This is a genomic window from Mesorhizobium sp. WSM4828 (genome assembly GCF_055811175.1).
Genome location: NZ_JBVVQK010000001.1, coordinates 127,293 through 149,337 on the forward strand (window position 1 = coordinate 127,293; position 22,045 = coordinate 149,337).

A 22,045-nucleotide genomic window follows, 5' to 3' on the forward strand; every position below is an offset into this window, starting at 1 on the left:
ACGACCGGGATTGCCCATGCAGAAGGCCGCCATCGAAAAGAACAATGAGGTGATCGCGGCCCAGCTTACGCCGGTCGGCCGCGAGACCGTGCAGGATCGCGTCTATTCGGAGCTGCGCCGCGCCTTGATCGGCGGCCTTTTCGAGCCGAGCCAGGTTCTGACGATCCGCGGCCTCGCCGACGCGCTGGTCACCAGCACCATGCCGGTGCGCGAGGCGCTCGGACGGCTGATCACCGAGAAGGCTCTGGAGGCGCTTCCCAACCGCTCGGTGCGTGTGCCGCCGATCACGCTGGAGCGCATCGACGACCTCTTGCGGGCTCGCTCCCTGATCGAGGGTGAAGCGATCGCCCTGGCCGCCACGCGCATGAACGCGCGCCAGATTGCTTCGGTCGAAGCCATGCTCGGCGAGTGGGACGAGATGCGGGCGCTGAAGCACAAGAAGGATATCGACCGCGAGGCCACGCTCAACCAGAGCTTCCACTTCGAAATCTACCGCTGCTGTGGTTCCGCCGTGCTGATCCCGATGATCGAGAGCCTGTGGCTGCAGTCGGGGCCATGCATCCGCGTCGCCATCTACGCTTTTTCAGACGCTGGGGAAGTGGATACGGCCCATTACCACCGCAGCATCGTCGCAGCGCTTTCCAGGCAGGATGCAAAAGCGGCGCGCGAGGCGCTGGTGGCCGACATCAGCCGGCCTTTCGCTTTCCTGCGCGACAAACTTCAGTCCACAAGCAAGGAAGGATTGAGGGCATGACGGCGCCTGGCATCAGCATCACCGAGCCGCGCTCACAGCTTTCCGTGACCGCGCTGCTGTTGCCTGAAAAGGCGCCTGACAACGCCGCCTTCCTGCTGGCCTATCTCGAGCAGCCGCGCGTCGTTGCCGGCATCCATGCGATGTGGACGGGGCCGGAAATCTCCTGCCCGGTTCCAGCAGCCGAACTTGAGGGCCAAACCTATGCCCGGCCCTTGCCGGCGGAGAACGCAACGCTGACGCCGCAGCCGGGCGACATCGTGTTGTCCTACGTGCCGCCGCGTATGTGGGGTGGCAACCCGAATGCCATCTTCGATATCGGCTTGTTTTATGGACAGGGTGCGCGTCTGCTGTTCCCGATCGGCTGGCTTGCCGGGAGCGTCGTCGCGCAGGTGGTGGTTGAGGAGCGCGATAAATTCGCAGCCGCTTGCGGCGTGATCCGCCGCAACGGCGCCTGCGACATCACCTTCACCCGGGTGGAGATCTGAATGGCTGAGACCGACGACAGTTTCGAACTCTTCGACCTTCGCGTTGAGGCGGTTATCCCCGAGGACAAGCCGATCTATTGCGGCGCCAAGCCCGGTGACTATTTCGAGTTGAAGGGCGAGATGCTGTCGATGCCGGCGGGGCAAGGTTTCTCGATCTATTCCATCGCGGCCGTGTTGCCGCTGCTGGCCGCAAAGCAGCGCCCGACCCACAGGAACGACTGGATGACATCGGACGCCGAGATCGCCTGTCCGGATCCCAATTGCGCCAGCCGGCTGCGGATCATCAGGACCGGCAAGCGGCGGTTCAGCCATGCCGAAACGACGGCGGTGCCGCTGCCGAAGGAGAATGACCGGAGATGACCGCCAAGGCTTTCGAGCTCAGCCCCGGCTATACGATCTCGCGGGTCATTCGCGGCGGCTGGCAGCTTGCCGGCGGGCACGGCGCGATCGACCGCCAACAGGCGGTGACCGACCTGATCGCCACCTTCGACGCCGGCATCAGGACCTATGATTGCGCCGATATCTATACCGGTGTCGAAGAGCTGATCGGCGCGGCGCGCCTGCGCCTTGCCAATGAGCGTGGCCTCGACGCTGCCACCAAGATGAAGGTGCACACCAAGCTGGTGCCTGACCTCGAGCGGCTTTCCACGATCAGCCGCGACTACATCAGCAGCATCGTCGACCAGTCGCTGCGGCGGTTGAAGACTGAGCGCCTCGATCTTGTGCAGTTCCATTGGTGGGACTATTCGGTGCCCCGCTATGTCGATGCGATGGGCTGGCTCGACGAAATCCGCAGGGAAGGCAAGGTGCGCAACATCGGCACCACGAACTTCGATACGCCGCGGCTGGCCGAGATCCTGGCCGCAGGTGTGCCGCTGGTCAGCCAGCAATTGCAATACTCGGTGCTCGACCAGCGGCCGGCCAACAGCCTTGCAGCACTCGCCAGCCGGCATGGCGTCAGTTTCCTCTGCTACGGTTCGGTGGCGGGCGGCTTCCTCAGCGAAAAATGGCTTGGCGTTACCGAGCCGCAGACGCCGCTCGAAAACCGGTCGCTGGTGAAATACAAGCTGATCATCGACGACTTCGGCGGTTGGGAGCTTTTCCAAGAGTTGCTTCGCACACTGAAGGCCGTCGCCGACCGCCACGGCGTCGATATCGCCACCATCGCCAGCGCCTGGGTGCTGGAGCAGCCGCAAGTGGCGGCCGTCATCGTCGGCGCCCGCAACCAGGCGCACGCCCTTGCCAATGCCAGAATCATGGACATCGCGCTCGATGTCGACGACCGGGCGAGGATTGCTGCCGTGATCGCGCAAAGCTGTGGGCCGCTGGGCGACGTCTACACATTGGAACGCGACCGTCACGGCCGCCACGGCTCGATCATGCATTATAATTTGAATGCAGGCAGGAAATGAACGCGGCCATGGACGAAAAGCCCTCCTTGCTTTCCCGCGCCAGCGCCGAGGTGGTCGATCTCCACCGCTTCTTCGTCGACTGGTTCAATGCGGCGAGTGCGGACAATGCAGATTTCAGGCGCTTCGAGCGCGTCATGGGCGAAGGCTTCTGCATGGTTGCGCCGGATGGCCAGGTCCTCGATCGCGACGCGGTGCTCGACCATGTCAGGGCAAGCCGCGCCAGCTGCGACGGCGATTTCAGTATCTCGATCGAGGATATCCGGGCCGGCTGGCAACAAGGCGACATGATCGTCGTCTGTTACATCGAAGCACAGCAGCGCGCCGGCAAGCACAGCCGCCGCCGCTCGAGTGCGGTCTTCACCACCAGTTCATCGGCGCCCAACGGCGTCGAATGGCGACATCTGCATGAAACCTGGCTGCAGATGCCGGAAGACTGAACAGGCTCAAGGCGTCAATGAGAGTCATGTAACGAAAGGGGAACAACAATGAAAAAGACCATACTTCAGATCACCAGTGCGCTGGCTCTGGTGACAGCGGCCGGTGCAGCGCAGGCCGCCGATTGCAAGATCACAGTCGGCCTCGTCATGGAACTGACCGGTCCCGCCGGCGAATACGGCCAGGCCGGCGCCAAATCGGTCGAAATGGCCTTCCGCGATATCAACGATGCGGGCGGTGTGCGCGGCTGCGATCTAGCGACCGACACCCGCGACAGCCAGAGCCAGGGCAACATCGCGGTCGATGCCGCGACACAACTCGTGCAGGTCAAGAAGGTGCCGGTCATCATCGGCGGCATCATTTCCTCGGTGTCGATCCCGATCCTGACCTCGGTCACCGCTCCGGCCAAGATCGTCCAGGTGTCGCCTGCTTCCTCGTCGCCGACACTGACGGCGCTTGGGCGCGACGGCAAGACCAACGGCATCTTCTTCCGCACCATCACATCTGATGCGCTGCAAGGCGTCGCCGCCGCCAAATACGCTATCGACAAGGGTTTCAAGAAGCTGTCGGTCATCCACGTCAACAACGATTTCGGCGTCAACATGGTGGCGGAATTCTCACGCGCCTATAAGGCGCTCGGCGGCACCATCGTCTCCGACACGCCCTACAATGAAAAGCAGTCGAGCTATGCCTCGGAAGTGACCGCGGCGATGGCCGGCGAGCCCGACGGGCTTTATCTCGTCAGCACACCTGTCGACGGCGCAACCATCGCCCGCACCTGGATTTCGCAGGGCGGCGTCCAGAAGTTCCTGCTCAATGACGGCATGAACAGCCCGGACTTCATCGAATCCATTGGCGCAGATTACCTGAAGGATGCGTACGGCACTTCATCCGGCACCAGCCCGACCGCATCGACCGAGTATTTCACAAAGAACTACAAGGAATTTTCGGGCATCGAACCGTCCAATCCCGCAGCCGACCGATCCTATGATGCCGGCGCCATTGTCGGCTTGGCAATCGCCATTGCCGGCTCCGAGGATCCAGCCAAAATCAAGGACGCGATGTACAAGGCGGTCGATCCGGCCGGTACGCCGATCTATGCCGGCAAGGACGAGTTCGCCAAGGCGCTCGGCCTGATCAAGGAGGGCAAGCCGATCCGCTACGAAGGCGTCATCGGTCCGGTCGCCTTCGATAAGTATGGTGACATCACTGGCCCGTTCCGGCTCTGGAAGATCGTCGACGGCAAGGTGACGACCGACGGCGAAATGACGACGGATGACGTCAACGCCTTGCAGGCGAAGCTTCAGTAGACTGCCTATGTCTTGTCCGGCATCGATCCCCTTCCATTGAGGTCGATGCCGGACAGTTGCATGTCCTGCCGGTTAGCCCGGCCCGGAAACGACCACCGCACCAGCGGCCGGTATGATCCAGGGGCAGGCATAGTAATCGGTGATGCGATTTATGATCCTGCCAGCGGCTTCGATCCGAACGGGATGGGCCGGCTTCCAACCGTCTTCGCCATGGTGGAGCACGAGCAGCACTGCCTCGCCATCGATCTCGCCAATCGCCATTTTCCAGGCCGTCGAGGCTCTTTCGTATTCGACGAAGTAAGGTGATTCCGACAGCCTGCCCTTGAAACAATCCGCGACTTGCAATTGGGCATCCGCGCTGGTCAGTGCCCGTACCCCGTCCCAGTCGCGGCGGTTGAACAGTTCGACATAGCGCCTGAGCAATTCCAGAAGTTCCGGATCGCTTTGGCGCTCCGAACGCACGATCGGCTCGCCCGACAAGGCAGCCAATTTCGAGCGGCCACGGCTCAACGCAGCCTTGACGCCACCCACGGTCGAGCCGACGAGATCGGCAGTCTCTTCCAGCGAATAGTCGAAGACATCCTTGAGCAGGACGCAGGCGCGCTCCTTGGGCGGCAGGTGAATCACCAGCCGTTCGATCGCGCGATCGGCACCCTGGCCCGCCGGCTCGACCAGCAAGATGATCTCATCCTCGGCGAAATTGGCCTCAGCCTGCTGGCGCACCTGCCGGCTTCGCAGGAAATCGATGCAGCGATTATGCGCGATGCGAAACAGCCAGGGGCGAAGGGCGCTCGCATCGTCCAGCGTCTCGATCTTCCGATAGGCCTCGAACAGCGCCTCTTGCATGACATCTTCGGCGTCGAGCGCCGAACCGGTCATGCGTGCGCAGTAGCGGTGCAGCCGGCCACGCAAAATGCGCGACCGTCTCCAGGAAGCCGGCGTAGCGGACGTCGAAAAGCCCTGTCGGGTCAAGTCTTGGCTGCATCTTTATGATACACGATCACAGCGGGACATAGGTCAGCGTAATGACGCCGTTCTTGAAGCGGTGCGTATCTATAAGCTCCAGCTTGACCAGGGACGGCTCGACATCCTGGAAAGCGCGTTTGCCATGGCCCACACGGGTCGGCACGATCGAGGGTTGATACTCGTCGACAAGCCTGTTGGCGAGCAGCGCCTGGTCGAGATTGCTCACTCCATACTTCAATATGTTGCCGCCGTTTTGCTGCTTGATCCCAGCGATCTCGGCAGCGACGTCGCCTTCGATCAGCGACGCGTTCCAGCTCACTTCCTTGAGGCTGCGCGACGCGACGAGCTTCTTCAGCCCGTTCATGCGGTCCATGTACTTGCTGCCTTTGACCTGCGGCCAGCGCGCCGAAAACATTTCATAGGTGACGCGGCCGAGCAGGAAAAAATCCGCCTCGCCGGCCTTTTCATAGGAGTGCTCCTTCATCTCCTCATCGAAGAAGGGTGACGCCCACTCCATTGGTGCCTCGATGACGCCGTCCAGCGAAATGAAGCTGCCCACTATCAATTTTCTCATCGCGTGTCTCCGGTTGCGCAACAGACATCCCGTCGGACCCAAGGAACCGGCGAAAACGAAACCGGCCCGATCCACAGGATGCAGTGCCTAAGACGTTCCCGGTTCGACTTTGGATACGCGTGAGGATCGTTTGAGTTAATAGACAGGCTTGGCCATGTGCCGGGGCGTCGGCCACTCCGTCGTAATCCCCGGCTGCACCGGCCGCTCGAGATAGGTCGAGAGCACGACGTAGCTTCGCGTCGAGGTGACGCCGGGTGTTTCGTAGAGGCGCGACAGCAGGCCTTCGAGTGCTCGCGTGTCCTCGGTGCGGACCTTGATCAGCATGCATGTGTCGCCGGCCACCGAATGGATCTCCTCGACTTCGGGGTGTTCGGAAATTGCCATCAGCTCCGGCGTCTTTCCCCATCCCTTCGTGTCGATATGGACGAAGGCAAGCAGCGGCTTGTGCACCGCCTTGGGATCGATGATGACCGCGGTGTTGCGGATGGCGCCGCTGCGCCGGAGGCGCTTGACGCGTTCATGGGCTGCCGGCGGTGAAAGGCCGACGCGGTCGCCGAGCTCGGCATAGCTGATCGTGGCGTCGTCGACCAGAACGCCTAATATTTTTCGGTCGGTTGCATCGATATCGCGGGCGGCAGGCCTGTTCTGCGGAATGCCATCTGTTTCTTCATCCATATTAAAATTCCCGATTGATGCAGAATTTAATACGGCCATTATTGCCATATGTCGAACACTGATCAAGTCGCCACATTCGCAGCGGCCCCCAAGCCGCCAATCCCGGCACTAGCTTACCTGCTGACCGGGTGCATTGCCGTGATCGGCTCGAACTCGCTGGTGCTCGGTCCGATCGCACCGGCTGTGGCCGCATCGTTCGGCACAAGCGTGCCGGCGGTTATGATCGCGTCCGCCGCGTTCGGGCTCGGTACGTCGGCAAGCGCCTTGTTCCTGGCGCGCTACATCGACCGGCTCGGCGCCCGCCGCATGCTGCAAGCGGCGTTGCTGCTGCTGGCAATTGCGCTCGTCGCCAGCGCCGCTGCGCCGACCGTGCCGGCGCTGATCGCGGCCCAGCTTCTCGCCGGCATCGCTGCAGGTGTCGCCATGCCGGCAATCTACGCCAGCTCCGCCGCGATTGCGCCGCCCGGTCGTGAAAGCGGCACCATAGGCGTCGTGCTGACCGGCTGGACGCTAAGCATGGTCGCCGGCGTTTCGCTGTCGGCCGTACTTGCCGACCTGATGCACTGGCGCGCCGTTTTCGCGGCGGTCGCGGTGCTGGCAGCACTCGCCTTGGCCAGCCTGTCGCTGACGTCGTTGAGCGATGTCAGGAAGTGCGGTCCGGCGCCGACGCCGCTGGGCGCCTTGAGCGTTCCCGGCATCGTGCCGCTTCTGGTTGCCTGCGCCGCCTTCATGACCTCGTTCTACGGCGTCTACGGCTATCTTGGCGATCACCTTCACAATGGCTTGGGGCGGCCGGTCAGTGCCAATGGGCTTGCCGCGCTCGCCTATGGCGCCGGCTTTGGTGCGGCGGCACTTCTTGACGGCGTTATCGACCGCCTGGGCCCGCGGCGTGTCATGCCGTTCGCCTATCTGCTCGTCGCGGCCGTCTATGTCGCGATTGCTGCGGCAGGTGGCAGCTTCGGCCTGACCATAGCGATGATAGCCGTCTGGGGCCTTGCCAATCATTTCGGGCTGAACGTCCTGGTGATGCGCCTCTCGGCGCTCGATCCTGCGCGCCGCGGCACGATCATGGGTCTGAACAGCGCGGTCACCTATCTCGCGGTGTTCGTCGGCACCACGGCGTTCGGACCGCTTTATTCCACATTCGGTTTTGCGGCATCCGCGATGGTTGCAGCCTTGCTCATGCTGATCGCTGCTGCGGCAGCGGCGTGGCGTTCACCGAAGCTATAGCGCAGCCAGGCTTGCGTGTCGGTCCGGTCCTTCGATAGATGCTTGATGGATGGACAATACAACGCTTGAGACAACCGCCAATCCCCTGCCGCAGGAACTCGCTTTTCTCGGGGAGCGGCTTGCGGCGTTCAACGACAGTGATGTCGGCGCCTCCTGCAGGAAGGCATTGGCCGTGTTCGTGCGCGATGAGCACGGCGGTATTGTCGCCGGTATCTCGGGATATACCGCCTGGGGCTGGCTGTATGTGCAATGGCTCTGGGTCGATGAAAAACTGCGCGGCCAGCGCATGGCCGGCCGGATGCTCGAGGCGGCCGAGAGGGAGGCGATCGCGCGCGGCTGTCACGGCGCCTGGATCGACACGTTCAATCCCAAGGCTGCCAAGGCCTATGAGCGCCAGGGCTATCTGCCCTTCGGCGTGCTTGCCGATTTTCCCGTCGGCCGCAGCCGTATCTTCCTGCAGAAGAGATTGTTGGCTTGACTAGCCGGCAAGGCGTCCACCGCGCATCGGCCGGGGCACGCCGGTCGTGCTGGGGAAGCTGATCGGCAAGCCCCTAAGCACCCGCACTGCCAGGAAGGCAAAGCACTCCGCCTCCACCGCATCGCCCTTCCAGTCCATCGCCTCGGCCGGAACCGCTTCGACGCCGGCGCGGCTGGCAAGCATGGCCACCATCGTCGGGTTGTGGCGACCGCCGCCGCTGACCACCAGCCGCTTCGGCCGGTGTGGCAGAAGATCGAGCGCCTTGCCGACGGCGGCCGCGGTGAAGGCCGTCAGCAGGGCTGCGCCATCCGCGGCGTTCATTCCGCCCGCCATCGAGGCGCCGAAATCGAAACGGTCCAGCGATTTCGGGTAGGGTTTGGTCAAATACGGATGCTGCAGGAGCTTGGCCAGCCGTGCCTCGTCGACCGTGCCGGCGCGGGCAAGGGCGCCGTCGCGGTCCATTTCGCCGAGCCCCTTCGACTTGATGAAGTCGTTCAGCGGTGCGTTGGCCGGCCCGGTGTCGAAGGCGATGACATTGTCCTTGCCGTCCCACCAGGTGATATTGGCGACGCCGCCGAGATTGAGCACCGCCGTGTCGCCGCTGGCGTCGGCTTCGCGCAGCAGCGCGGCGTGATAGGCGGCCGAGAGCGGCGCACCTTGTCCGCCGGCGCGCATGTCGGCCGAGCGGAAGTCATAGGCAACTTTGGTGCCCAGGATTGCGTGCATCAGCTCGCCGTCGCCGAGCTGGCGGGTCTGGCCCAGTCGGCCCACTTGCGGGGCACGGTGCAGCACGGTCTGGCCGTGGAAGCCGACGACGCCGATGTCGGCCATGGTCAGGCCGTGGCTTTCGACAAGATCCTTGACCGCCGCGGACTGGGCGCGCGTCAGCGCCTCCTCTGCTTCGTGGAAGATTGCCGGTTCCGGCCCGGTGAAGTTCCACCTCCTTGCCTGCCTAAGCGTCTCTTCCAGCAAGGTCCGGATCGACTGCGGGTAGGGGGCCAGCGTGTAGGTGCCGAAATCCGCGATCCGCTCGCCGTCGGTCTTGATCAGCGCGACGTCGATATTGCCGTCCAGCACGGTGCCAGTCATCAGTCCGACGGCCCAGATTGGTTCGCCATTTTTCGGATTCATGATTGTCAGGCTCCATTGACGAGATCGCCGACCGCTTGCCGTAGCGCTGCGATCCCGCTGTTGAAATGACGTGTCGGATGGATCCGGTTGGTGAGCAAGGTCCAGGCTCTGCCTTTGTCAAAGTCGACCCACAGCCCGACACCGGTAAAGCCGGTATGCCCGATGGTTTCGGGGCTGCACAGCCGGCCGCCGGACCAGCCTTCGTAGGGCAGCTCCCAGCCATGGGTGCGGGTTGCCGACAAGGGCGTGCGCATCAGCGCTATCGAACTCGCGGATGCGCCGCTCCCGTCCAGCAGCCCTTGCACAAAGTCGAGGACCGAAGCCGCCGTTCCGAACAGGCCGGCGTGACCGGCACCTTGCAATGCCGAGCAATTGTCGTCGTGGACTTCGCCTGACAGCACGCGATGGCGCCATGTGCAGTCTTCTGTGGCCGCCGCTCCATCCGGTTCGGTGGAGAACGCGAAGCCCGGACCGGGATCCATGTCGCGAATGGTCTTGCCGGACAGGCGCTCCAGGGCGAAGCCGAGCAGGATGAAGTTGATATCGGAATAGACCGGCTCCCCGACTTGCCATTCGCGCTGCAGGACAAAGGCGCGCAACAGCTCGGGATCGCGGCCATAGGTGTAGATTGGAGCAACGGCGGGAAACGGCGTCTGATGGCCGAGGCACTGGCGAAACGTCACCTTCCGCTCCCAGGCTTTTTCGTCATATTGTCGAAGGTCGGGCAGGACCGAAATCAGTGGCGCGTCGAGGTCGATGACACCTTCTTCCGCCAGTGCCAGGATACGCGGCGTGGTGAAGATGACTTTGGTCAGGGATGCCAGATCGAACCAGGTCTCGGCATGCATCGGCCGCACCGTCGGCACGCGCTGGGCTGAGCCGATTGCCCGGACGATGCGTTGACCGTCCCGGTCGACTATGCCGAGCACGCCGCCCGGAATGCGCGACGCAGCCACGGCCGCTTCGAGCGGGGCGAATGCGCGGTCGAAGAGATCATGGTCGATCAATTGCGGCCTCCGTCTGAACGGCAGCGAGGAGGCTGTCGGCCTGACTCTGCATGCTTTCGGGTGATAATCATCACAAGTCCACCCGCGCTCTATGATCCGGCCCGAATTGCTGCCAATTGGCTGGGCCTGGCTCAAATCCCGGCGGACGCACGAGCGAGGGGACCTGGCGCGTGTCGAGCTCGAAACGTTCATGCCGCCGGTCTATGGAGGGAACGGCCGCGATAAGCTGTTTGGTATAGGAGTGCTTCGGCTCCGAGAGCACCGATCTGGCATCGCCGATCTCGACGATCTGGCCGGCATAGATGACCGCAATGCGATGGGCGATCCGCTCGACGACAGCCATGTCATGCGAGATGAACAGATAGGCCAGCCCGAATTCACGCTGCAGCTCGATCAAAAGCTCCAGCACCCTGGCCTGCACCGACACATCGAGCGCCGAAACCGCTTCGTCGAGGACGACAACCGAAGGATTGAGCATCAGCGCGCGAGCGATGCACAAGCGTTGCCGCTGGCCGCCGGAGAATTCGTGCGGATAGCGCTGCAGGCTGTTCTCCGGAAGGCCGACGCGTTTCAACAGCGCGGCCATTTTCGCCCTGGTTTCAGCAGTTATCCGTCCGCCGGTGGCGATCACCGGCTCTGCGAGGATGCTTTCGATGGTGAGTCTGGGATTGAGCGAGCCATAGGGATTCTGGAACACCATCTGCACGGGAAGCGCGCTCTGCCCGGCGGCGGCCTTGCGCGTGCTGGCCGAGATTGTGCCGCGCGTCGAGCGCACCAGCCCCAGAATCGCGCGGGCGGTGGTGGACTTTCCGGAACCGCTCTCGCCGACGACCGCCAATGTCTCGCCCGGCATCAGCTCGAAATCCACACCGTCCACCGCATGGATGGCACCGCTGGTACGACTGAGAAAACCACCCTTGACCGGAAATCGCACTACGAGGCCATCGACCTTCAGCGCCGGCTCGGCAGCTTTTTGCTTTTCACGTTGCGCGTCCCTGCGTGTCGCACCGCCGCCGGCGAAATGCGGCACCGCATGTAGCAGATGCCGCGTATAAGGATGCCGCGGGTCGTCCAATATCTGGTTCAGCCCGCCCTGCTCGACAGCTTCTCCGCTTTGCATCACCATGATCTTGTCGGCGATGCCCGCAACCAGACCGATGTCGTGGGTGATGAAGATCATCGACATCCCGGTTTCCTGCTTCAACTCGGCGAGCAGCGCCATGATCTGCGCCTGCACTGTAACATCCAGCGCCGTCGTTGGCTCGTCGGCAATGAGCAGGCGCGGGTTGCAGGCAAGCGCCATGGCGATCATCACCCGCTGCAGCATGCCGCCCGAAAGCTGGTTGGGCGTGTATTTCAGCCGCCGTGCAGCGTCGGGAATACGCACGCGGTCGAGCGCGTCCTTGGCCGCCGCCGTCGCTTGCCGACCGGTCAGGCCGCGATGCAGGCGAAACGATTCCTCGATCTGCCTGCCGATGGTCAGCACCGGATTGAGCGAGCTCATCGGCTCCTGGAAGATCATGCCGATTTCGCCGCCGCGGATCTTCGTCAGTTGCGGCTCGGCCGCGGCGGTCAGGTCGAAGATGCTGTTGTCGGCCCGCCTCAGCTTGATCGAACCCGCGGTGATGCGGCCGCCGCCATAATCGACAAGGCGATTGATCGACAGCGCGGTGACCGACTTGCCCGAGCCGCTTTCGCCGACGATGGCCAGCGTTTCGCCGTCGGCGAGATCGAAGCTGACACCGCGCACGACCTCATTGGCTTGCGGGTTGCGACCGAAGCCGACGCGCAATCCGCTGACGGACAGCAGGGGGATCATGCGATCGATCTCCGCATCTTCGGGTCGAGGACATCGCGCAACGCATCACCGAGCAGGTTGAAACCGAGGATGCTGATCATGATCGCCACGCCCGGGAAGATCATCAGCCAGGGAGCTGTCTCCATCAGATTGCGGCTGTCGCTCAGCATCAGGCCGAGCGAGGCGGCCGGCGGCTGCGTGCCGAGCCCGAGGAAGCTTAAGCCGGCTTCGGTCAGCAGTGCCCAGGCCAACGCCAGCGTCACCTGAACCGTCAGTGGCGCCACCAGATTGAGCAGCAGATGCCGTGTGACGATATAGCCCGCACTGCTGCCGAACGTGCGGGCCGCGTCGACGAACTCGCGCGCCCTGAGCGATAGAGCCGGACCTCGCACGACGCGCGTGAATATCGGCGTGTAGACGATGGCGATGGCAATGACGCTGGTCGAGGTTCCCGGTCCCGCAACCGCGACGATCAGCAGCGCCAGCAGGATCGCCGGGAACGCCAGCAGAACGTCCATGATGCGCATCACCAGGCCGTCCCAGCGGCGCCCGAACCAGGCTGCCGCCAGCCCGAGCACGGTGCCGGCCAGTGTCGCGACGGCGACCGAAAAGAAGGCCACGATGAAGGACTGGCCGATCCCGGTCATCAGCCGGCTTGCGACATCGCGGCCGAATAGATCCGTGCCCATCCAGTACGTGCTGTCAGGCGCATGCAGCCGCTCGACCCGGTGCTGCGTCAGCGGGTTGTCCGGCGTCAGCCCCAGCATGCCAAGTATGGCAAGCAGCAGATAAAGCGCAACGATGGCACCGCCGATGCGGCCGCTGGTGTGCGCAAGTATAGCCCGCAATGTCGCCATCAGTGCTCGCTTAGCCGAATACGCGGATCGAGCGCGACATAGGCGAGGTCGACTAGGAGATTGACGATCATGAAGTTGAAGGCGATGAACAGTACGCTTCCCTGCACCAGCGCATAGTCGCGCTGCAGGATGGCGTCCAGCACCATCCGGCCGAGACCGGGCAGCGCAAAGATCTGCTCGACGATGACTGCCCCGCCCAGGAGATAGCCGAACTCTATGCCGCTCAACGTCACGACCGGGATGAGCGCGTTGGGCAAAGCATGCCGCCAGATGACGCCGCGCGCCGAAACGCCCTTGCTGCGCGCCGTCCTGACATAGTCGTCGCTGAGCACATCGAGCATCGCCGAACGCGATATGCGGGTCACCGAAGCCGCGAAGGCAAAACCGAGCGTCACGGCGGGCAGTAACAACTGGCCTAGATTGCGCAGCGGATCCCGCCACAGCGGCGAAAACTCGCCCATCGCCGGCAAAACGCCAAACCCCGCCGACAGCGTGTAGATGATCAGCAGGGCAAGGACGAAGTTCGGCGTCGACTGCCCGATCATTGCGGCAACGCGCACGCCGAGGTCGGACAGCTTTTCATTATGGGTGGCGGCAAAAATCCCGGCCGGCATGCCGACAACCAGGGCGATGACCATCGACAGCAGGGCGAGCTCCAATGTTAGCGGGAAACGCTCGAGGACGACGTCGAGCACCGGCCTGCCATAGGTGGACGAAATGCCGAGATTACCTTGGAAAAGACCAAGCAGCCAGCGCCAGTACTGGATGAACCAGGGCTGGTCGATGCCGAAATAAGCTGCAAGCGCATCGCGCTGCTGCGGCGTCAGCAGGCCGGCTTCGGTCCCCAGCATTGCCGTGATCGAATCGCCCGGAACCATCCGGATCGCCAGGAACACCACGATGGACACGCCAAGCAGGACGAGAGGGAAGGTCGCCAGTCGCCGCATCAGATAGTTCACGCGAAGAACATCCTCTCGTCCGGCATCAAAGAGCTACTGGATCGTCACCTTGGCGAGGCTGAACAGCGAACCTGTCGGCACCGGTTCGAATCCTGCGATATTCTTCTGCTGTGCCGTGTAGCTGTAGGACGTGTAGAGCCAGATCCAGGGCGACATCTCGGTGATGTGCTTCTCGAAGTCGGCGAAGATCGCTTTGCGCGCCGCCGGGTCGGTCTCGGTGCGGCCCTTCTGCATAAGGCTGTCCAGCGTGTCGTCGATATAGTTCGCGACCTTCTGCAGATTGCCCGTCTTGGTCCAGTAGCGGTTGTACATAGTGTAGGGATCGGCCCTGCCGCCGTTCAGCGCGATGGCCATGTCGAAATCACCCTTCAGCCAGGCATCGACATAGACATTGAGCTCCATCATCTTGATGTCGAGCTTGACGCCGATTTCTGCGAGTTGCGACTGGATGACCTGGGCTTCCGCCGCTGCCGTCGGCGGCTCGCCGGTGGCGCCGATCACGGTCGCCGAAAAGCCGTCGGCGTAGCCGGCCTCAGTCATCAACTGCTTGGCCTTCTCAATGTCGCGCTTATAGCAGAACAACTTGCTTGGATCGGTCGCCAGCGCCGGGATGGTCAGCGGGCCGGTGACCTTGCCTTCGCCGAGCGAGGCGGTGTCCAGCACTTCCTGCCGGTCGATGGCGCAGGAGATCGCCTGACGCACCTTGAGTTCGGTCATCGGCTTGCGGGAAGGATTGAGCTGCAGCACGTGATAGGCAAGCACCGGCACGCGGTTCAACTGCAGGCTGGCTTCCTTGGGCACCAGCGTGGCGACAAGCGGGTCGTTGAGCAGGGCAAAATCGATCTGCTTGGTGCGCATCGCTGCCAGGATCGCCGTCTCGTCCGGCAGCACGCTGATCTCGATGCCGTCGACACCGATCGTGCCGCCCGCCCAATCCTTGTTGGCGACAAGCACTTCCTTGGAATTCGGATCCCATTTCTCGAGCTTGAAAGGACCTGAGCCGATCGTCGTCGTGCCAATCGAGCCGGCCGTGATTTCGCTTGCCGGGACGATCGCCGCATTGACGTCGCTCATCGCCGTCAGGATCGGCACATCCGGCTGCGAGAGGTGGAACACGACGGTGGCTGGATCGGGCGTGTCGATGCTGGCGATCGAGAGAAAGTTGGCGCGCGCCGCAGCACCCGTCTTCTCGTCGAGTATGCGCTCGAACGATGCCTTGACGTCGGCCGAGGTCACGGCGGCGCCGTTCTGGAATTTTGCTTTCGGATTGAGCTTGAAGCTCAGCTCCTTGCCGTCCGGCGAGAACTGCCATGAATCGGCAATCGCGGGCGTGATTTGCAGGTTTGCGTCGAGCCGCACCAGCGGTTCGTAGATCAGCTCCAGCAGCCGCAGTGAGGAGAATGCCGTCTGCTTGTGGGGATCAAGACCGGTGGCGTCCTGCGACCACGCCATGTGCAGCGTCGCCGCACTCGCCTGCACCGGGAGCGCGGCGAGGCCAACCATTGCCGCGAGCGTCATGCCGGAAAGCAGTTTCTTGCCAATGTACCGTACCATTGTCGTCTCCCATTATCGTTAAACGTGATGCCTTGCAGTTCCCCGGACCGCTTCAAAGGGACACACGCCCCGGAACATCGGCCCAGTATCCATGCGGTCTTACACCGTCTTTTCGCCTATCGCCTTGCGCAGGAAACCTCCCGCGTTGGCAAGCGCCTTACGTGCTTCTTCGACACCCATGCCGGTGATCGTCACCAGGATTGCCAGTTTTACATCATTGCCGGTCTGGTCGAGTGCCTGTCGTGCCTGCTGTGCCGCGCAGCCGGTCGTCTGCATCACGATCCTGACCGCCCTGGCGACAAGCTTCTTGTTGCTTGGATTGAGGTCAACCATAAGGTTCTGATAGCTCTTGCCGATGCGGATCATGCTGGCGGTAGACAGCATGTTGAGCACCAGCTTTTGCGCGGTTCCCGATTTCAGCCGGGTCGAGCCGGTGAGGACCTCCGGGCCAACCACCGGGGAGATGGCAATATCGGCAATGCCGGCAATGGTCGATCGAGGATTGCAGGACAGCGCCACGGTGGTGGCTCCCACCTGCTTGGCATAGGTCAAGCCGCCGATGACATAGGGTGTGCGTCCGCTGACAGCGATGCCGACCACCACGTCGTCGGCGGTCAGCTTGATGTCCTGCAGCGCCTTTATTCCCTGTTTCGGATCGTCCTCGGCGCCTTCCGCAGAGTGCACCAGTGCGTCGACACCGCCGGCGATCAGGCCCACAACCATGTCCTCGGGTACGCCGAAGGTCGGCGGACATTCCGAGGCGTCGAGGACGCCGAGCCGGCCGCTGGTGCCGGCGCCCATATAGACAAGGCGTGCACCCTTCTGGAACGCGCTCACGATCCGGTCCACGACCGCAGCAATATCGGGGATGACCTTCTCGACGGCTGCCGCAACGCCTTTGTCCTCGTCATTGATCTTGCGCAGCACCTCGAGGGTCGGCAACAGATCGATGTCCATCGTCTTCGGGTTCCGGTCCTCGGAAACCAGCCGCTCCAGCTCCGACATCAACCCTTGTTCGACCACTTCGCTTACTTTCAAGTGCGACTGCGAGCCCGCGGCAAGCGGCGTCCAGTGCCTGCACCTGGCCGTCGGCTCCGTACCGGCTGCGCCGGCTCTATTTTGTTAACTTTTTAGAATTCGATATTCCCTGTGTCAACGGAAAGCAGGAATATTATATTCCTTGCCGGGCAAGGCATCACTAGCGGCAGAGCGATTTTCTGGCCAGGATTATGGCTCCCGAAACCGCGTCGCCGTCGGCCGGCTTCAGTCGTCGGCGGACGTCGGGAGCGAGCCATGGCTCAAGCGGGCTGGACAAACCTCCGAGCAGCGTTACCCGCGGCGCGCCTTTTTCGAACAGCACCCGCACGAACGTGTCGATCTGCTCGGCAGCGCCCTGCACGATCCGCCGACCGGCCGGATCGCCCTGGTCGGCATGGCGGATCACCATCGGCGCCATGGCGGCATAGTCGGTCGCGCTGGCGCGGTCCATCCAGGCCACCGCCTCGAACGGATCGTCCTTGAAGCGCTGCATCACCTCGGCCAGCAGCGCCGTCCGCTCATGCCGGCCGTCATGGGCTCGCAAGGCAAGCTGCACTGCCTTCAGTCCGAGATCGGCGCCGCTGCCCTCGTCGGAAATCGGAAAACCGTAGCCGCCGACGCGCAGGTCTCGCCCTTCGACAAAGCCGAGCCCGATCGAACCGGTCCCGGCTATGACGATAGCGCCGTCTTGACCCGAATGCGCGCCAAAGCAAGCCGCGATGCCGTCGCTGACGAAGTCGATGGTCGCAAAGGGATGTTCGATGCCACGAAACGCCTCGAGCGCACCCTTACGGCCGATACCGGCAACACCGACACCGGCGCGGATTCTGGCGATTTCCGCCGCCGCGAACCCTGCCTCGTCGATCGCCGCGCCAAAGGCTTTGGCAATCGAGGCCCAGGCCGCCTCTATACCGAGCCGCGTTGTCGCCGGGCCCGACAGGCCTTGCCCGAGCACGGTTCCTGCCTCGTCTTCGACACGCGCCCGGCAGCCGGTTCCGCCGCCATCGACGCCCAGGAAATAATGCGGAGACGCCGTACGGGTACTCATTGCCTTATTCGTTCGATCTGGGCGCCACACAGCCGAAGCTTGCGGTCCAACTGCTCGTAGCCGCGATCGAGATGATAGACGCGGTTGATCGTCGTCTCGCCCTCCGACACCAGCGCTGCCAGCACCAGCGAGACTGAGGCGCGCAGGTCGGTCGCCATCACTTGCGCGCCCTTCAGCTTCTCGCCTCCGCGCACCAGCGCCATGGTGCCTTGCAGCTTGATGTTGGCGCCGAGCCGCATCAGTTCGGGCACATGCATGAAGCGGTTCTCGAAGATCGTCTCGCGCAACAGCGAAGCGCCCTCGGCACAGCACATCAACGCCATGAACTGCGCCTGGAGATCGGTCGGAAAGCCCGGATAAGGCTCCGTCGTCACGTCGACCGCCTTGAGCGACCCGTCTCTCGATACGATCAGCCCGCGGTCGCCCGGCCATATTTTTACACCGGCTGCTTCGAGCAGCTGGACGACGGATGCCATGTGCTCGAGCCGCGCATGGGTCAGCTCGAGCTGGCCGCCGGTGATAGCCGCTGCGACGGCATAGGTGCCGGCCTCTATCCGGTCCGGGATGATGTCGTGCGTGGCGGCGCGCCAGTCTGTGCTGCCCGCGATCAGGATACGGTGCGTGCCGGCGCCCTCGATCCGCGCGCCCATGGCGTTCAGGCAGGCGGCAAGATCGGCCACCTCCGGCTCGCGCGCCGCATTGAGGATCTCGGTTTCTCCCTTTGCAGTCGTCGCCGCCATTATAGCCGTTTCGGTAGCGCCGACCGACGGCGAGCTCAAAACGATGCGCGCGCCTTTCAGTCCGCCCGGCGCAGACGCGACGATCAGTCCGTTTTCGATCGCGATATCGGCGCCAAGTGCGGCAAGTGCGGTGACATGCATGTCGACCGGCCGTGCGCCGATGGCGCAGCCGCCAGGCAGCGAGACCCGGGCATGGCCGAAGCGGGCAAGCAGTGGACCGAGAACCAGCACCGTCGCGCGCATGCGCCTGACTGTATCGTAGCTTGTCTCCCTGGAGACGGCAGCACTGGTATCGATTGTGGCAGCATGCGCCGATCTGGTGACTTCGGCCCCATGAAGGCCGACGACGCCAAGCATGTTGTCGACATCCGTCACCTCAGGCAGGTTGGTCAGCTGCAGCGGATAGGGGTTGAGCAACGCCGCCGCTATTTGCGGCAAGGCCGCGTTCTTGGCGCCGGAGATCGTCACCGCGCCCTCAAGCCTGTGCCCGCCGACGATCCGCAATTTGTCCATGGCTCTGACCTAATCCCGAGCTGTCGCCGAGTCTACGATCTTTCATATCCGAATTGTCGACGTGCCCGAAGGCTGGGCCGCAACCGCACCAGTCGAGATTTGATGGATCATTCTTGGCTGTCAATCAGAGACGGAATAATTTATTCCTTGGCTTGGCATTGTCGATGATAGGCAATGGGGGAACGCATGTCCGTCCTGAAGAAGATCGAGGCCAAGCTCGAAATCATGGCGCCCGGCGACCGCGAGATCGGTCGGTATATCGTCGATAATCCCGACCAGATGCTCCGTCTGTCGACGGCGGCGCTTGCCGCCGAGATCGGCCGCAGCCAGTCGAGCGTCGTCAAGTTCAGCCAGAAGCTCGGCTATGACAGCTATCAGGAGCTTAAGCTCGCCGTCAGCGAGGCCAAGTCGCAGGAGTGGCACGTGCCGGCCGGCATGATCCACGGTTCGATCGAGGTCGGCGACAGCTATCTGGTCATCCTGCGCAAGCTGATCGGCAGCAAGCTTTCGTCGATGCAGCAGACCGTCGCGGCCAACACCGAGCAGGAAATCGGCAAGGCCCTTGAAGCCTTGAACGGTGCGCGCCGCATTCATTTGGCTGGCGTCGGCGCATCCTCGCTGGTGGCGCGCGATTTTTCCTACAAGCTGATGAAGCTCGGCCGCAACGTGCTGCACGACAGCGACAGCCATGTGCAAATGGCCAATGTCTCGACGCTTGGACGAGGTGACGTGCTGTTCGCGCTCTCCTATTCCGGGGCGAGCATCGAAACCCTGCGGATATCCGAACTCGCTCGCAAACGTGGCACCACCGTTATCGCCGTCACCGGACTTCGCGACAATCCGCTGAGCCGGGTTGCCGACATTCGCCTCTACACGATCGCCGATGAAGAGCGCGCGCGCTCTTCATCGATAACCGCGCGTGATGCACAACTGACGCTAACCGACCTGCTGTTCATCCTGCTCGTGCAGAAGCAGCCTGACGCCAATGAATACGTCCACAACAGCGAATTGGCCGTCTCGGTGCTGAAGGCTTAGTCGTTGGACGCGTCTCACCCGCCCTCCTTGACCAGTGCGTTTACTAGCGACCCAGAAGGTTGCGCTCGACTGTCTTGAGATGGGCGAGCATCGCCTGGTTGGCGCTTTCCGGATCACGGCGCAGCAATGCATCCAATATCGTCTGATGCTCGTCGCAATAAACGCGCCTGCGCTCCTCCGAGAATGAGCGCTTTTTCATTTCGAACCAAGGCGATTGGTTGCGGATAGTGCGCATGAGATTGTGGATCTCTTTCAGGAAGTCATTACGGCAGCAGGCGAAGACGCGGTGGTGGAACTCGGCGTCCCAATGCCGGCGCCGGCGGCATCGGCCAGCTTTTGGTGCAATGGGCACGCCATCTCGGCGCAACGGTCATTGCAACGGTGTCGAGCGACGATAAGGCGCGTATTGTCGAACGCCTCGGGGCGCATCATGTCATTGTCTATTCGCGTGAGAATTTCACTGAGGCCGTCATGCGGCTGACGGGAGGCGTCGGCGCCGATGTCGTCTACGATGCGGTCGGCAATGATACGTTCGGCGGCTCGCTGGCGGCGCTTCGCATTCGCGGTCACCTCGTCAGTTTCGGTCAGGCGTCAGGGCCGATCGGCAATTGGGACATCGGCCGCTTTGCATCGAAGTCGATCACCATATCGCGTCCCAACTACGCGCATTACACCGACACGCCCGAAAGACTGGCCCCGCACGTCGAGCGGTTTTTTGCTGCGCTACGACAGGGTGTCGTCAGGATTGAACCGCCCAAGCGCTACAGCCTATTCGATGCCGGCGACGCTCACCGCGACCTCGAAGCCAGGCGAACGACGGGCGCATTGGTGCTGGTGCCGTAGCCGACACTCGGTCGAAACAAATGTTGACAATGTCATCTGTTGTTGCGACAGCGTTCAGCCTCGAATTTGACGGCCGGGTGGCACAATGGACGACCTTGGAGCACAGGAACAAGCGGTTCTCGACCTCATTGCGGCGAACCCGTTTGCCGGCCAGCAGGATATAGCAACCGCGCTCGGCATCGCCCGCTCGACGGTCGCAGCCCACATCGTGCAACTCGTCAACAAGGGCTACATTCTCGGCCGTGGTTACGTCTTGCCGACGTCCAAGCGCATGGTCTGCGTCGGCGGCGCGGTGCTCGACCGCAAATACCACGCCAGGAAGGATCTGATTTTCGAGACGTCGAACCCGGTCGACGGCTATCGCAGCTTCGGCGGGGTTGCCCGCAACGTCGCCGAAAACCTTGCCCGCCTCGGCGTCGACATAAGCTTCGTCTCGATCGTCGGCGACGATGAAACCGGCCGCTCGCTGGTGCGGCACCTGCGCGATCTTGGCGCCGATGTCAGCCAGGTCATCACCACCACGGAGCGGCCGACGGCGGAATACGCGGCCATCCTCGACCGCAACAACGACCTCGTGCTCGGCATTGCCGACATGGAGATCTTCGATCTGTTTTCGTCGTCCTATCTCGACCGCTTCTGGCCGCATCTGGCTTCGGCGACATGGGTGTTCATCGACTGCAATCTGCCGGCCGCGACTATCGCAGCACTGATGTCGCGCAAGCAGGGTGCGCGCTTCAAGCTCGCAGTCGACACGGTATCGGCGCCGAAATCAGCGCGCCTGCCGAAGGACCTGACCGGCATCGATCTTCTGTTCACCAATCATGACGAGGCCAATACGATGCTCGGCATGACAGATGCCGACAGGCGGCTAACGCCGGAGGAGGCAGCGGCAGCGCTGCGCGGGGCCGGCGCCGGCGAGGTGATCGTGACCGTGGGCGCGCATGGATTTGCCGTTGCGACCGAGAGCGGTGTGACGACCATGCACTCCGTCCCGGCGCAGCCCGTCGATATCACCGGCGCCGGTGACGCGATGATTGCCGGCACTCTGTACAAGGTGCTTTCGGGTGAGCCGGTCGCTCATGCCGTGCGCACCGGCGCGCTGCTTGCCACACTGACCACCGAGAGCGAATCCAGCGTCCATCCCGATCTGTCGCCGCGCTTCCTTGCCGCCGGCATGTATCGCGTTCCTGCCTGAAAGCGAGA

General features: G+C 62.9%; 24 protein-coding genes. 11 read left to right on the forward strand and 13 right to left on the reverse strand.

Annotated features, from left to right (window positions below; translation table 11 throughout):
* Positions 1-16: 16 nt before the first annotated feature.
* From AC0L2X_RS00735 to AC0L2X_RS00760, 6 genes are read left to right on the forward strand one after another with little or no spacing between them, the layout of a single operon-like run.
* The gene (locus AC0L2X_RS00735; protein WP_473553011.1) at positions 17-754 is read left to right on the forward strand and encodes a GntR family transcriptional regulator; all 738 of its coding nucleotides are present in this window, start codon (positions 17-19) and stop codon (positions 752-754) included.
* Entirely contained in the window at positions 751-1,239 is a 489-nt protein-coding gene (locus tag AC0L2X_RS00740) for a DUF3830 family protein (RefSeq protein ID WP_473553013.1), read from the forward strand. The genes AC0L2X_RS00735 and AC0L2X_RS00740 overlap by 4 nt, the downstream gene beginning before the upstream one ends.
* Positions 1,240-1,599 (forward strand): TIGR04076 family protein, encoded by a 360-nt coding sequence (locus tag AC0L2X_RS00745; RefSeq protein WP_473553015.1) that lies wholly within the window; start codon positions 1,240-1,242, stop codon positions 1,597-1,599. It begins immediately after the preceding gene.
* Positions 1,596-2,651, forward strand: a complete 1,056-nt coding sequence (locus tag AC0L2X_RS00750) for an aldo/keto reductase (protein WP_473553017.1) — start codon at positions 1,596-1,598, stop codon at positions 2,649-2,651. The genes AC0L2X_RS00745 and AC0L2X_RS00750 overlap by 4 nt, the downstream gene beginning before the upstream one ends.
* Positions 2,652-2,659: 8 nt before the next feature.
* Positions 2,660-3,088: a DUF4440 domain-containing protein gene (locus tag AC0L2X_RS00755; protein WP_473553019.1), complete on the forward strand. Its 429-nt coding sequence runs from the start codon at positions 2,660-2,662 to the stop codon at positions 3,086-3,088.
* Positions 3,089-3,136: 48 nt separating this feature from the next.
* Entirely contained in the window at positions 3,137-4,396 is a 1,260-nt protein-coding gene (locus tag AC0L2X_RS00760) for an ABC transporter substrate-binding protein (protein WP_473553022.1), read from the forward strand.
* Positions 4,397-4,468: 72 nt separating this feature from the next.
* On the opposite strand, the gene AC0L2X_RS00765 is transcribed toward AC0L2X_RS00760, so the two are convergent.
* The 3 genes from AC0L2X_RS00765 to AC0L2X_RS00775 form a co-directional block, all read right to left on the reverse strand.
* Complete coding sequence (locus AC0L2X_RS00765; protein WP_473599224.1) at positions 4,469-5,308, reverse strand: sigma-70 family RNA polymerase sigma factor; 840 nt, start codon at positions 5,306-5,308, stop codon at positions 4,469-4,471.
* An 88-nt stretch (positions 5,309-5,396) separates the two neighbouring features.
* Positions 5,397-5,936 (reverse strand): dihydrofolate reductase family protein, encoded by a 540-nt coding sequence (locus AC0L2X_RS00770; protein ID WP_473553027.1) that lies wholly within the window; start codon positions 5,934-5,936, stop codon positions 5,397-5,399.
* A 135-nt stretch (positions 5,937-6,071) separates the two neighbouring features.
* Positions 6,072-6,611: an Lrp/AsnC family transcriptional regulator gene (locus tag AC0L2X_RS00775; protein WP_473553030.1), complete on the reverse strand. Its 540-nt coding sequence runs from the start codon at positions 6,609-6,611 to the stop codon at positions 6,072-6,074.
* A gap of 48 nt (positions 6,612-6,659) precedes the next feature.
* Here AC0L2X_RS00775 and AC0L2X_RS00780 point away from each other — a divergent pair, with 48 nt between their 5' ends.
* Together AC0L2X_RS00780 and AC0L2X_RS00785 are read left to right on the forward strand one after the other, a co-directional pair.
* Positions 6,660-7,841 (forward strand): MFS transporter, encoded by a 1,182-nt coding sequence (locus AC0L2X_RS00780; RefSeq protein WP_473553032.1) that lies wholly within the window; start codon positions 6,660-6,662, stop codon positions 7,839-7,841.
* 49 nt (positions 7,842-7,890) lie between these two features.
* A complete protein-coding gene (locus AC0L2X_RS00785; protein ID WP_473553035.1) occupies positions 7,891-8,319 on the forward strand; it encodes a GNAT family N-acetyltransferase in 429 nt (142 codons plus the stop codon).
* Here the strand turns inward: AC0L2X_RS00785 and AC0L2X_RS00790 are convergent, their stop codons facing one another.
* The 9 genes from AC0L2X_RS00790 to murA form a co-directional block, all read right to left on the reverse strand.
* Positions 8,320-9,450 carry an anhydro-N-acetylmuramic acid kinase gene (locus AC0L2X_RS00790; RefSeq protein WP_473553038.1) on the reverse strand — a complete coding sequence of 377 codons (1,131 nt, stop codon included), beginning with the start codon at positions 9,448-9,450 and terminating at the stop codon, positions 8,320-8,322.
* Positions 9,451-9,455: 5 nt separating this feature from the next.
* Complete coding sequence (locus AC0L2X_RS00795) at positions 9,456-10,457, reverse strand: serine hydrolase domain-containing protein (protein WP_473553040.1); 1,002 nt, start codon at positions 10,455-10,457, stop codon at positions 9,456-9,458.
* A gap of 70 nt (positions 10,458-10,527) precedes the next feature.
* Positions 10,528-12,276 carry an ABC transporter ATP-binding protein gene (locus AC0L2X_RS00800; RefSeq protein ID WP_473553043.1) on the reverse strand — a complete coding sequence of 583 codons (1,749 nt, stop codon included), beginning with the start codon at positions 12,274-12,276 and terminating at the stop codon, positions 10,528-10,530.
* Positions 12,273-13,112, reverse strand: coding sequence for an ABC transporter permease (locus AC0L2X_RS00805; RefSeq protein ID WP_473599225.1), 840 nt, complete (start codon positions 13,110-13,112; stop codon positions 12,273-12,275). Before AC0L2X_RS00805 ends, AC0L2X_RS00800 begins: the two co-directional genes overlap by 4 nt.
* A complete protein-coding gene (locus tag AC0L2X_RS00810) occupies positions 13,112-14,071 on the reverse strand; it encodes an ABC transporter permease (RefSeq protein ID WP_473553048.1) in 960 nt (319 codons plus the stop codon). Before AC0L2X_RS00810 ends, AC0L2X_RS00805 begins: the two co-directional genes overlap by 1 nt.
* Positions 14,072-14,104: 33 nt before the next feature.
* Positions 14,105-15,625: an ABC transporter substrate-binding protein gene (locus AC0L2X_RS00815; protein WP_473553050.1), complete on the reverse strand. Its 1,521-nt coding sequence runs from the start codon at positions 15,623-15,625 to the stop codon at positions 14,105-14,107.
* A 99-nt stretch (positions 15,626-15,724) separates the two neighbouring features.
* Positions 15,725-16,648, reverse strand: coding sequence for an N-acetylmuramic acid 6-phosphate etherase (gene murQ / locus AC0L2X_RS00820; RefSeq protein ID WP_473553664.1), 924 nt, complete (start codon positions 16,646-16,648; stop codon positions 15,725-15,727).
* Between the two features lie 175 nt (positions 16,649-16,823).
* Positions 16,824-17,711 carry a glucosamine kinase nucleotide-binding domain-containing protein gene (locus tag AC0L2X_RS00825; protein ID WP_473553053.1) on the reverse strand — a complete coding sequence of 296 codons (888 nt, stop codon included), beginning with the start codon at positions 17,709-17,711 and terminating at the stop codon, positions 16,824-16,826.
* Positions 17,708-18,964 carry a UDP-N-acetylglucosamine 1-carboxyvinyltransferase gene (gene murA / locus AC0L2X_RS00830; RefSeq protein ID WP_473553056.1) on the reverse strand — a complete coding sequence of 419 codons (1,257 nt, stop codon included), beginning with the start codon at positions 18,962-18,964 and terminating at the stop codon, positions 17,708-17,710. Before murA ends, AC0L2X_RS00825 begins: the two co-directional genes overlap by 4 nt.
* A 186-nt stretch (positions 18,965-19,150) precedes the next feature.
* Here murA and AC0L2X_RS00835 point away from each other — a divergent pair, with 186 nt between their 5' ends.
* Positions 19,151-19,999, forward strand: coding sequence for a MurR/RpiR family transcriptional regulator (locus AC0L2X_RS00835; RefSeq protein WP_473553058.1), 849 nt, complete (start codon positions 19,151-19,153; stop codon positions 19,997-19,999).
* Between the two features lie 43 nt (positions 20,000-20,042).
* On the opposite strand, the gene AC0L2X_RS00840 is transcribed toward AC0L2X_RS00835, so the two are convergent.
* On the reverse strand, positions 20,043-20,366 hold the full coding sequence (locus tag AC0L2X_RS00840; RefSeq protein ID WP_473599226.1) for a FadR/GntR family transcriptional regulator: 324 nt from the start codon (positions 20,364-20,366) through the stop codon (positions 20,043-20,045).
* A gap of 14 nt (positions 20,367-20,380) precedes the next feature.
* On the opposite strand from AC0L2X_RS00840, the gene AC0L2X_RS00845 reads away from it, so the two are divergent.
* A complete protein-coding gene (locus tag AC0L2X_RS00845) occupies positions 20,381-20,842 on the forward strand; it encodes a zinc-binding dehydrogenase (RefSeq protein ID WP_473599227.1) in 462 nt (153 codons plus the stop codon).
* 85 nt (positions 20,843-20,927) lie between these two features.
* The gene (locus AC0L2X_RS00850; protein ID WP_473553060.1) at positions 20,928-22,037 is read left to right on the forward strand and encodes a carbohydrate kinase; all 1,110 of its coding nucleotides are present in this window, start codon (positions 20,928-20,930) and stop codon (positions 22,035-22,037) included.
* The last annotated feature ends 8 nt before the right edge of the window (positions 22,038-22,045 follow it).

What these genes read in the sequence shown, in the direction of transcription:
- AC0L2X_RS00735 (WP_473553011.1), top strand. Translation starts at nt 17, where the DNA reads ATGCAGAAGGCCGCCATCGAAAAGAACAATGAGGTGATCGCGGCCCAG.
- AC0L2X_RS00740 (WP_473553013.1), top strand. Translation starts at nt 751, where the DNA reads ATGACGGCGCCTGGCATCAGCATCACCGAGCCGCGCTCACAGCTTTCC.
- AC0L2X_RS00745 (WP_473553015.1), top strand. Translation starts at nt 1,240, where the DNA reads ATGGCTGAGACCGACGACAGTTTCGAACTCTTCGACCTTCGCGTTGAG.
- AC0L2X_RS00750 (WP_473553017.1), top strand. Translation starts at nt 1,596, where the DNA reads ATGACCGCCAAGGCTTTCGAGCTCAGCCCCGGCTATACGATCTCGCGG.
- AC0L2X_RS00755 (WP_473553019.1), top strand. Translation starts at nt 2,660, where the DNA reads ATGGACGAAAAGCCCTCCTTGCTTTCCCGCGCCAGCGCCGAGGTGGTC.
- AC0L2X_RS00760 (WP_473553022.1), top strand. Translation starts at nt 3,137, where the DNA reads ATGAAAAAGACCATACTTCAGATCACCAGTGCGCTGGCTCTGGTGACA.
- AC0L2X_RS00770 (WP_473553027.1), bottom strand. Translation starts at nt 5,936, where the DNA reads ATGAGAAAATTGATAGTGGGCAGCTTCATTTCGCTGGACGGCGTCATC.
- AC0L2X_RS00775 (WP_473553030.1), bottom strand. Translation starts at nt 6,611, where the DNA reads ATGGATGAAGAAACAGATGGCATTCCGCAGAACAGGCCTGCCGCCCGC.
- AC0L2X_RS00780 (WP_473553032.1), top strand. Translation starts at nt 6,660, where the DNA reads ATGTCGAACACTGATCAAGTCGCCACATTCGCAGCGGCCCCCAAGCCG.
- AC0L2X_RS00785 (WP_473553035.1), top strand. Translation starts at nt 7,891, where the DNA reads ATGGACAATACAACGCTTGAGACAACCGCCAATCCCCTGCCGCAGGAA.
- AC0L2X_RS00790 (WP_473553038.1), bottom strand. Translation starts at nt 9,450, where the DNA reads ATGAATCCGAAAAATGGCGAACCAATCTGGGCCGTCGGACTGATGACT.
- AC0L2X_RS00800 (WP_473553043.1), bottom strand. Translation starts at nt 12,276, where the DNA reads ATGATCCCCCTGCTGTCCGTCAGCGGATTGCGCGTCGGCTTCGGTCGC.
- AC0L2X_RS00805 (WP_473599225.1), bottom strand. Translation starts at nt 13,112, where the DNA reads ATGGCGACATTGCGGGCTATACTTGCGCACACCAGCGGCCGCATCGGC.
- AC0L2X_RS00815 (WP_473553050.1), bottom strand. Translation starts at nt 15,625, where the DNA reads ATGGTACGGTACATTGGCAAGAAACTGCTTTCCGGCATGACGCTCGCG.
- AC0L2X_RS00825 (WP_473553053.1), bottom strand. Translation starts at nt 17,711, where the DNA reads ATGAGTACCCGTACGGCGTCTCCGCATTATTTCCTGGGCGTCGATGGC.
- murA (WP_473553056.1), bottom strand. Translation starts at nt 18,964, where the DNA reads ATGGACAAATTGCGGATCGTCGGCGGGCACAGGCTTGAGGGCGCGGTG.
- AC0L2X_RS00835 (WP_473553058.1), top strand. Translation starts at nt 19,151, where the DNA reads ATGTCCGTCCTGAAGAAGATCGAGGCCAAGCTCGAAATCATGGCGCCC.
- AC0L2X_RS00850 (WP_473553060.1), top strand. Translation starts at nt 20,928, where the DNA reads ATGGACGACCTTGGAGCACAGGAACAAGCGGTTCTCGACCTCATTGCG.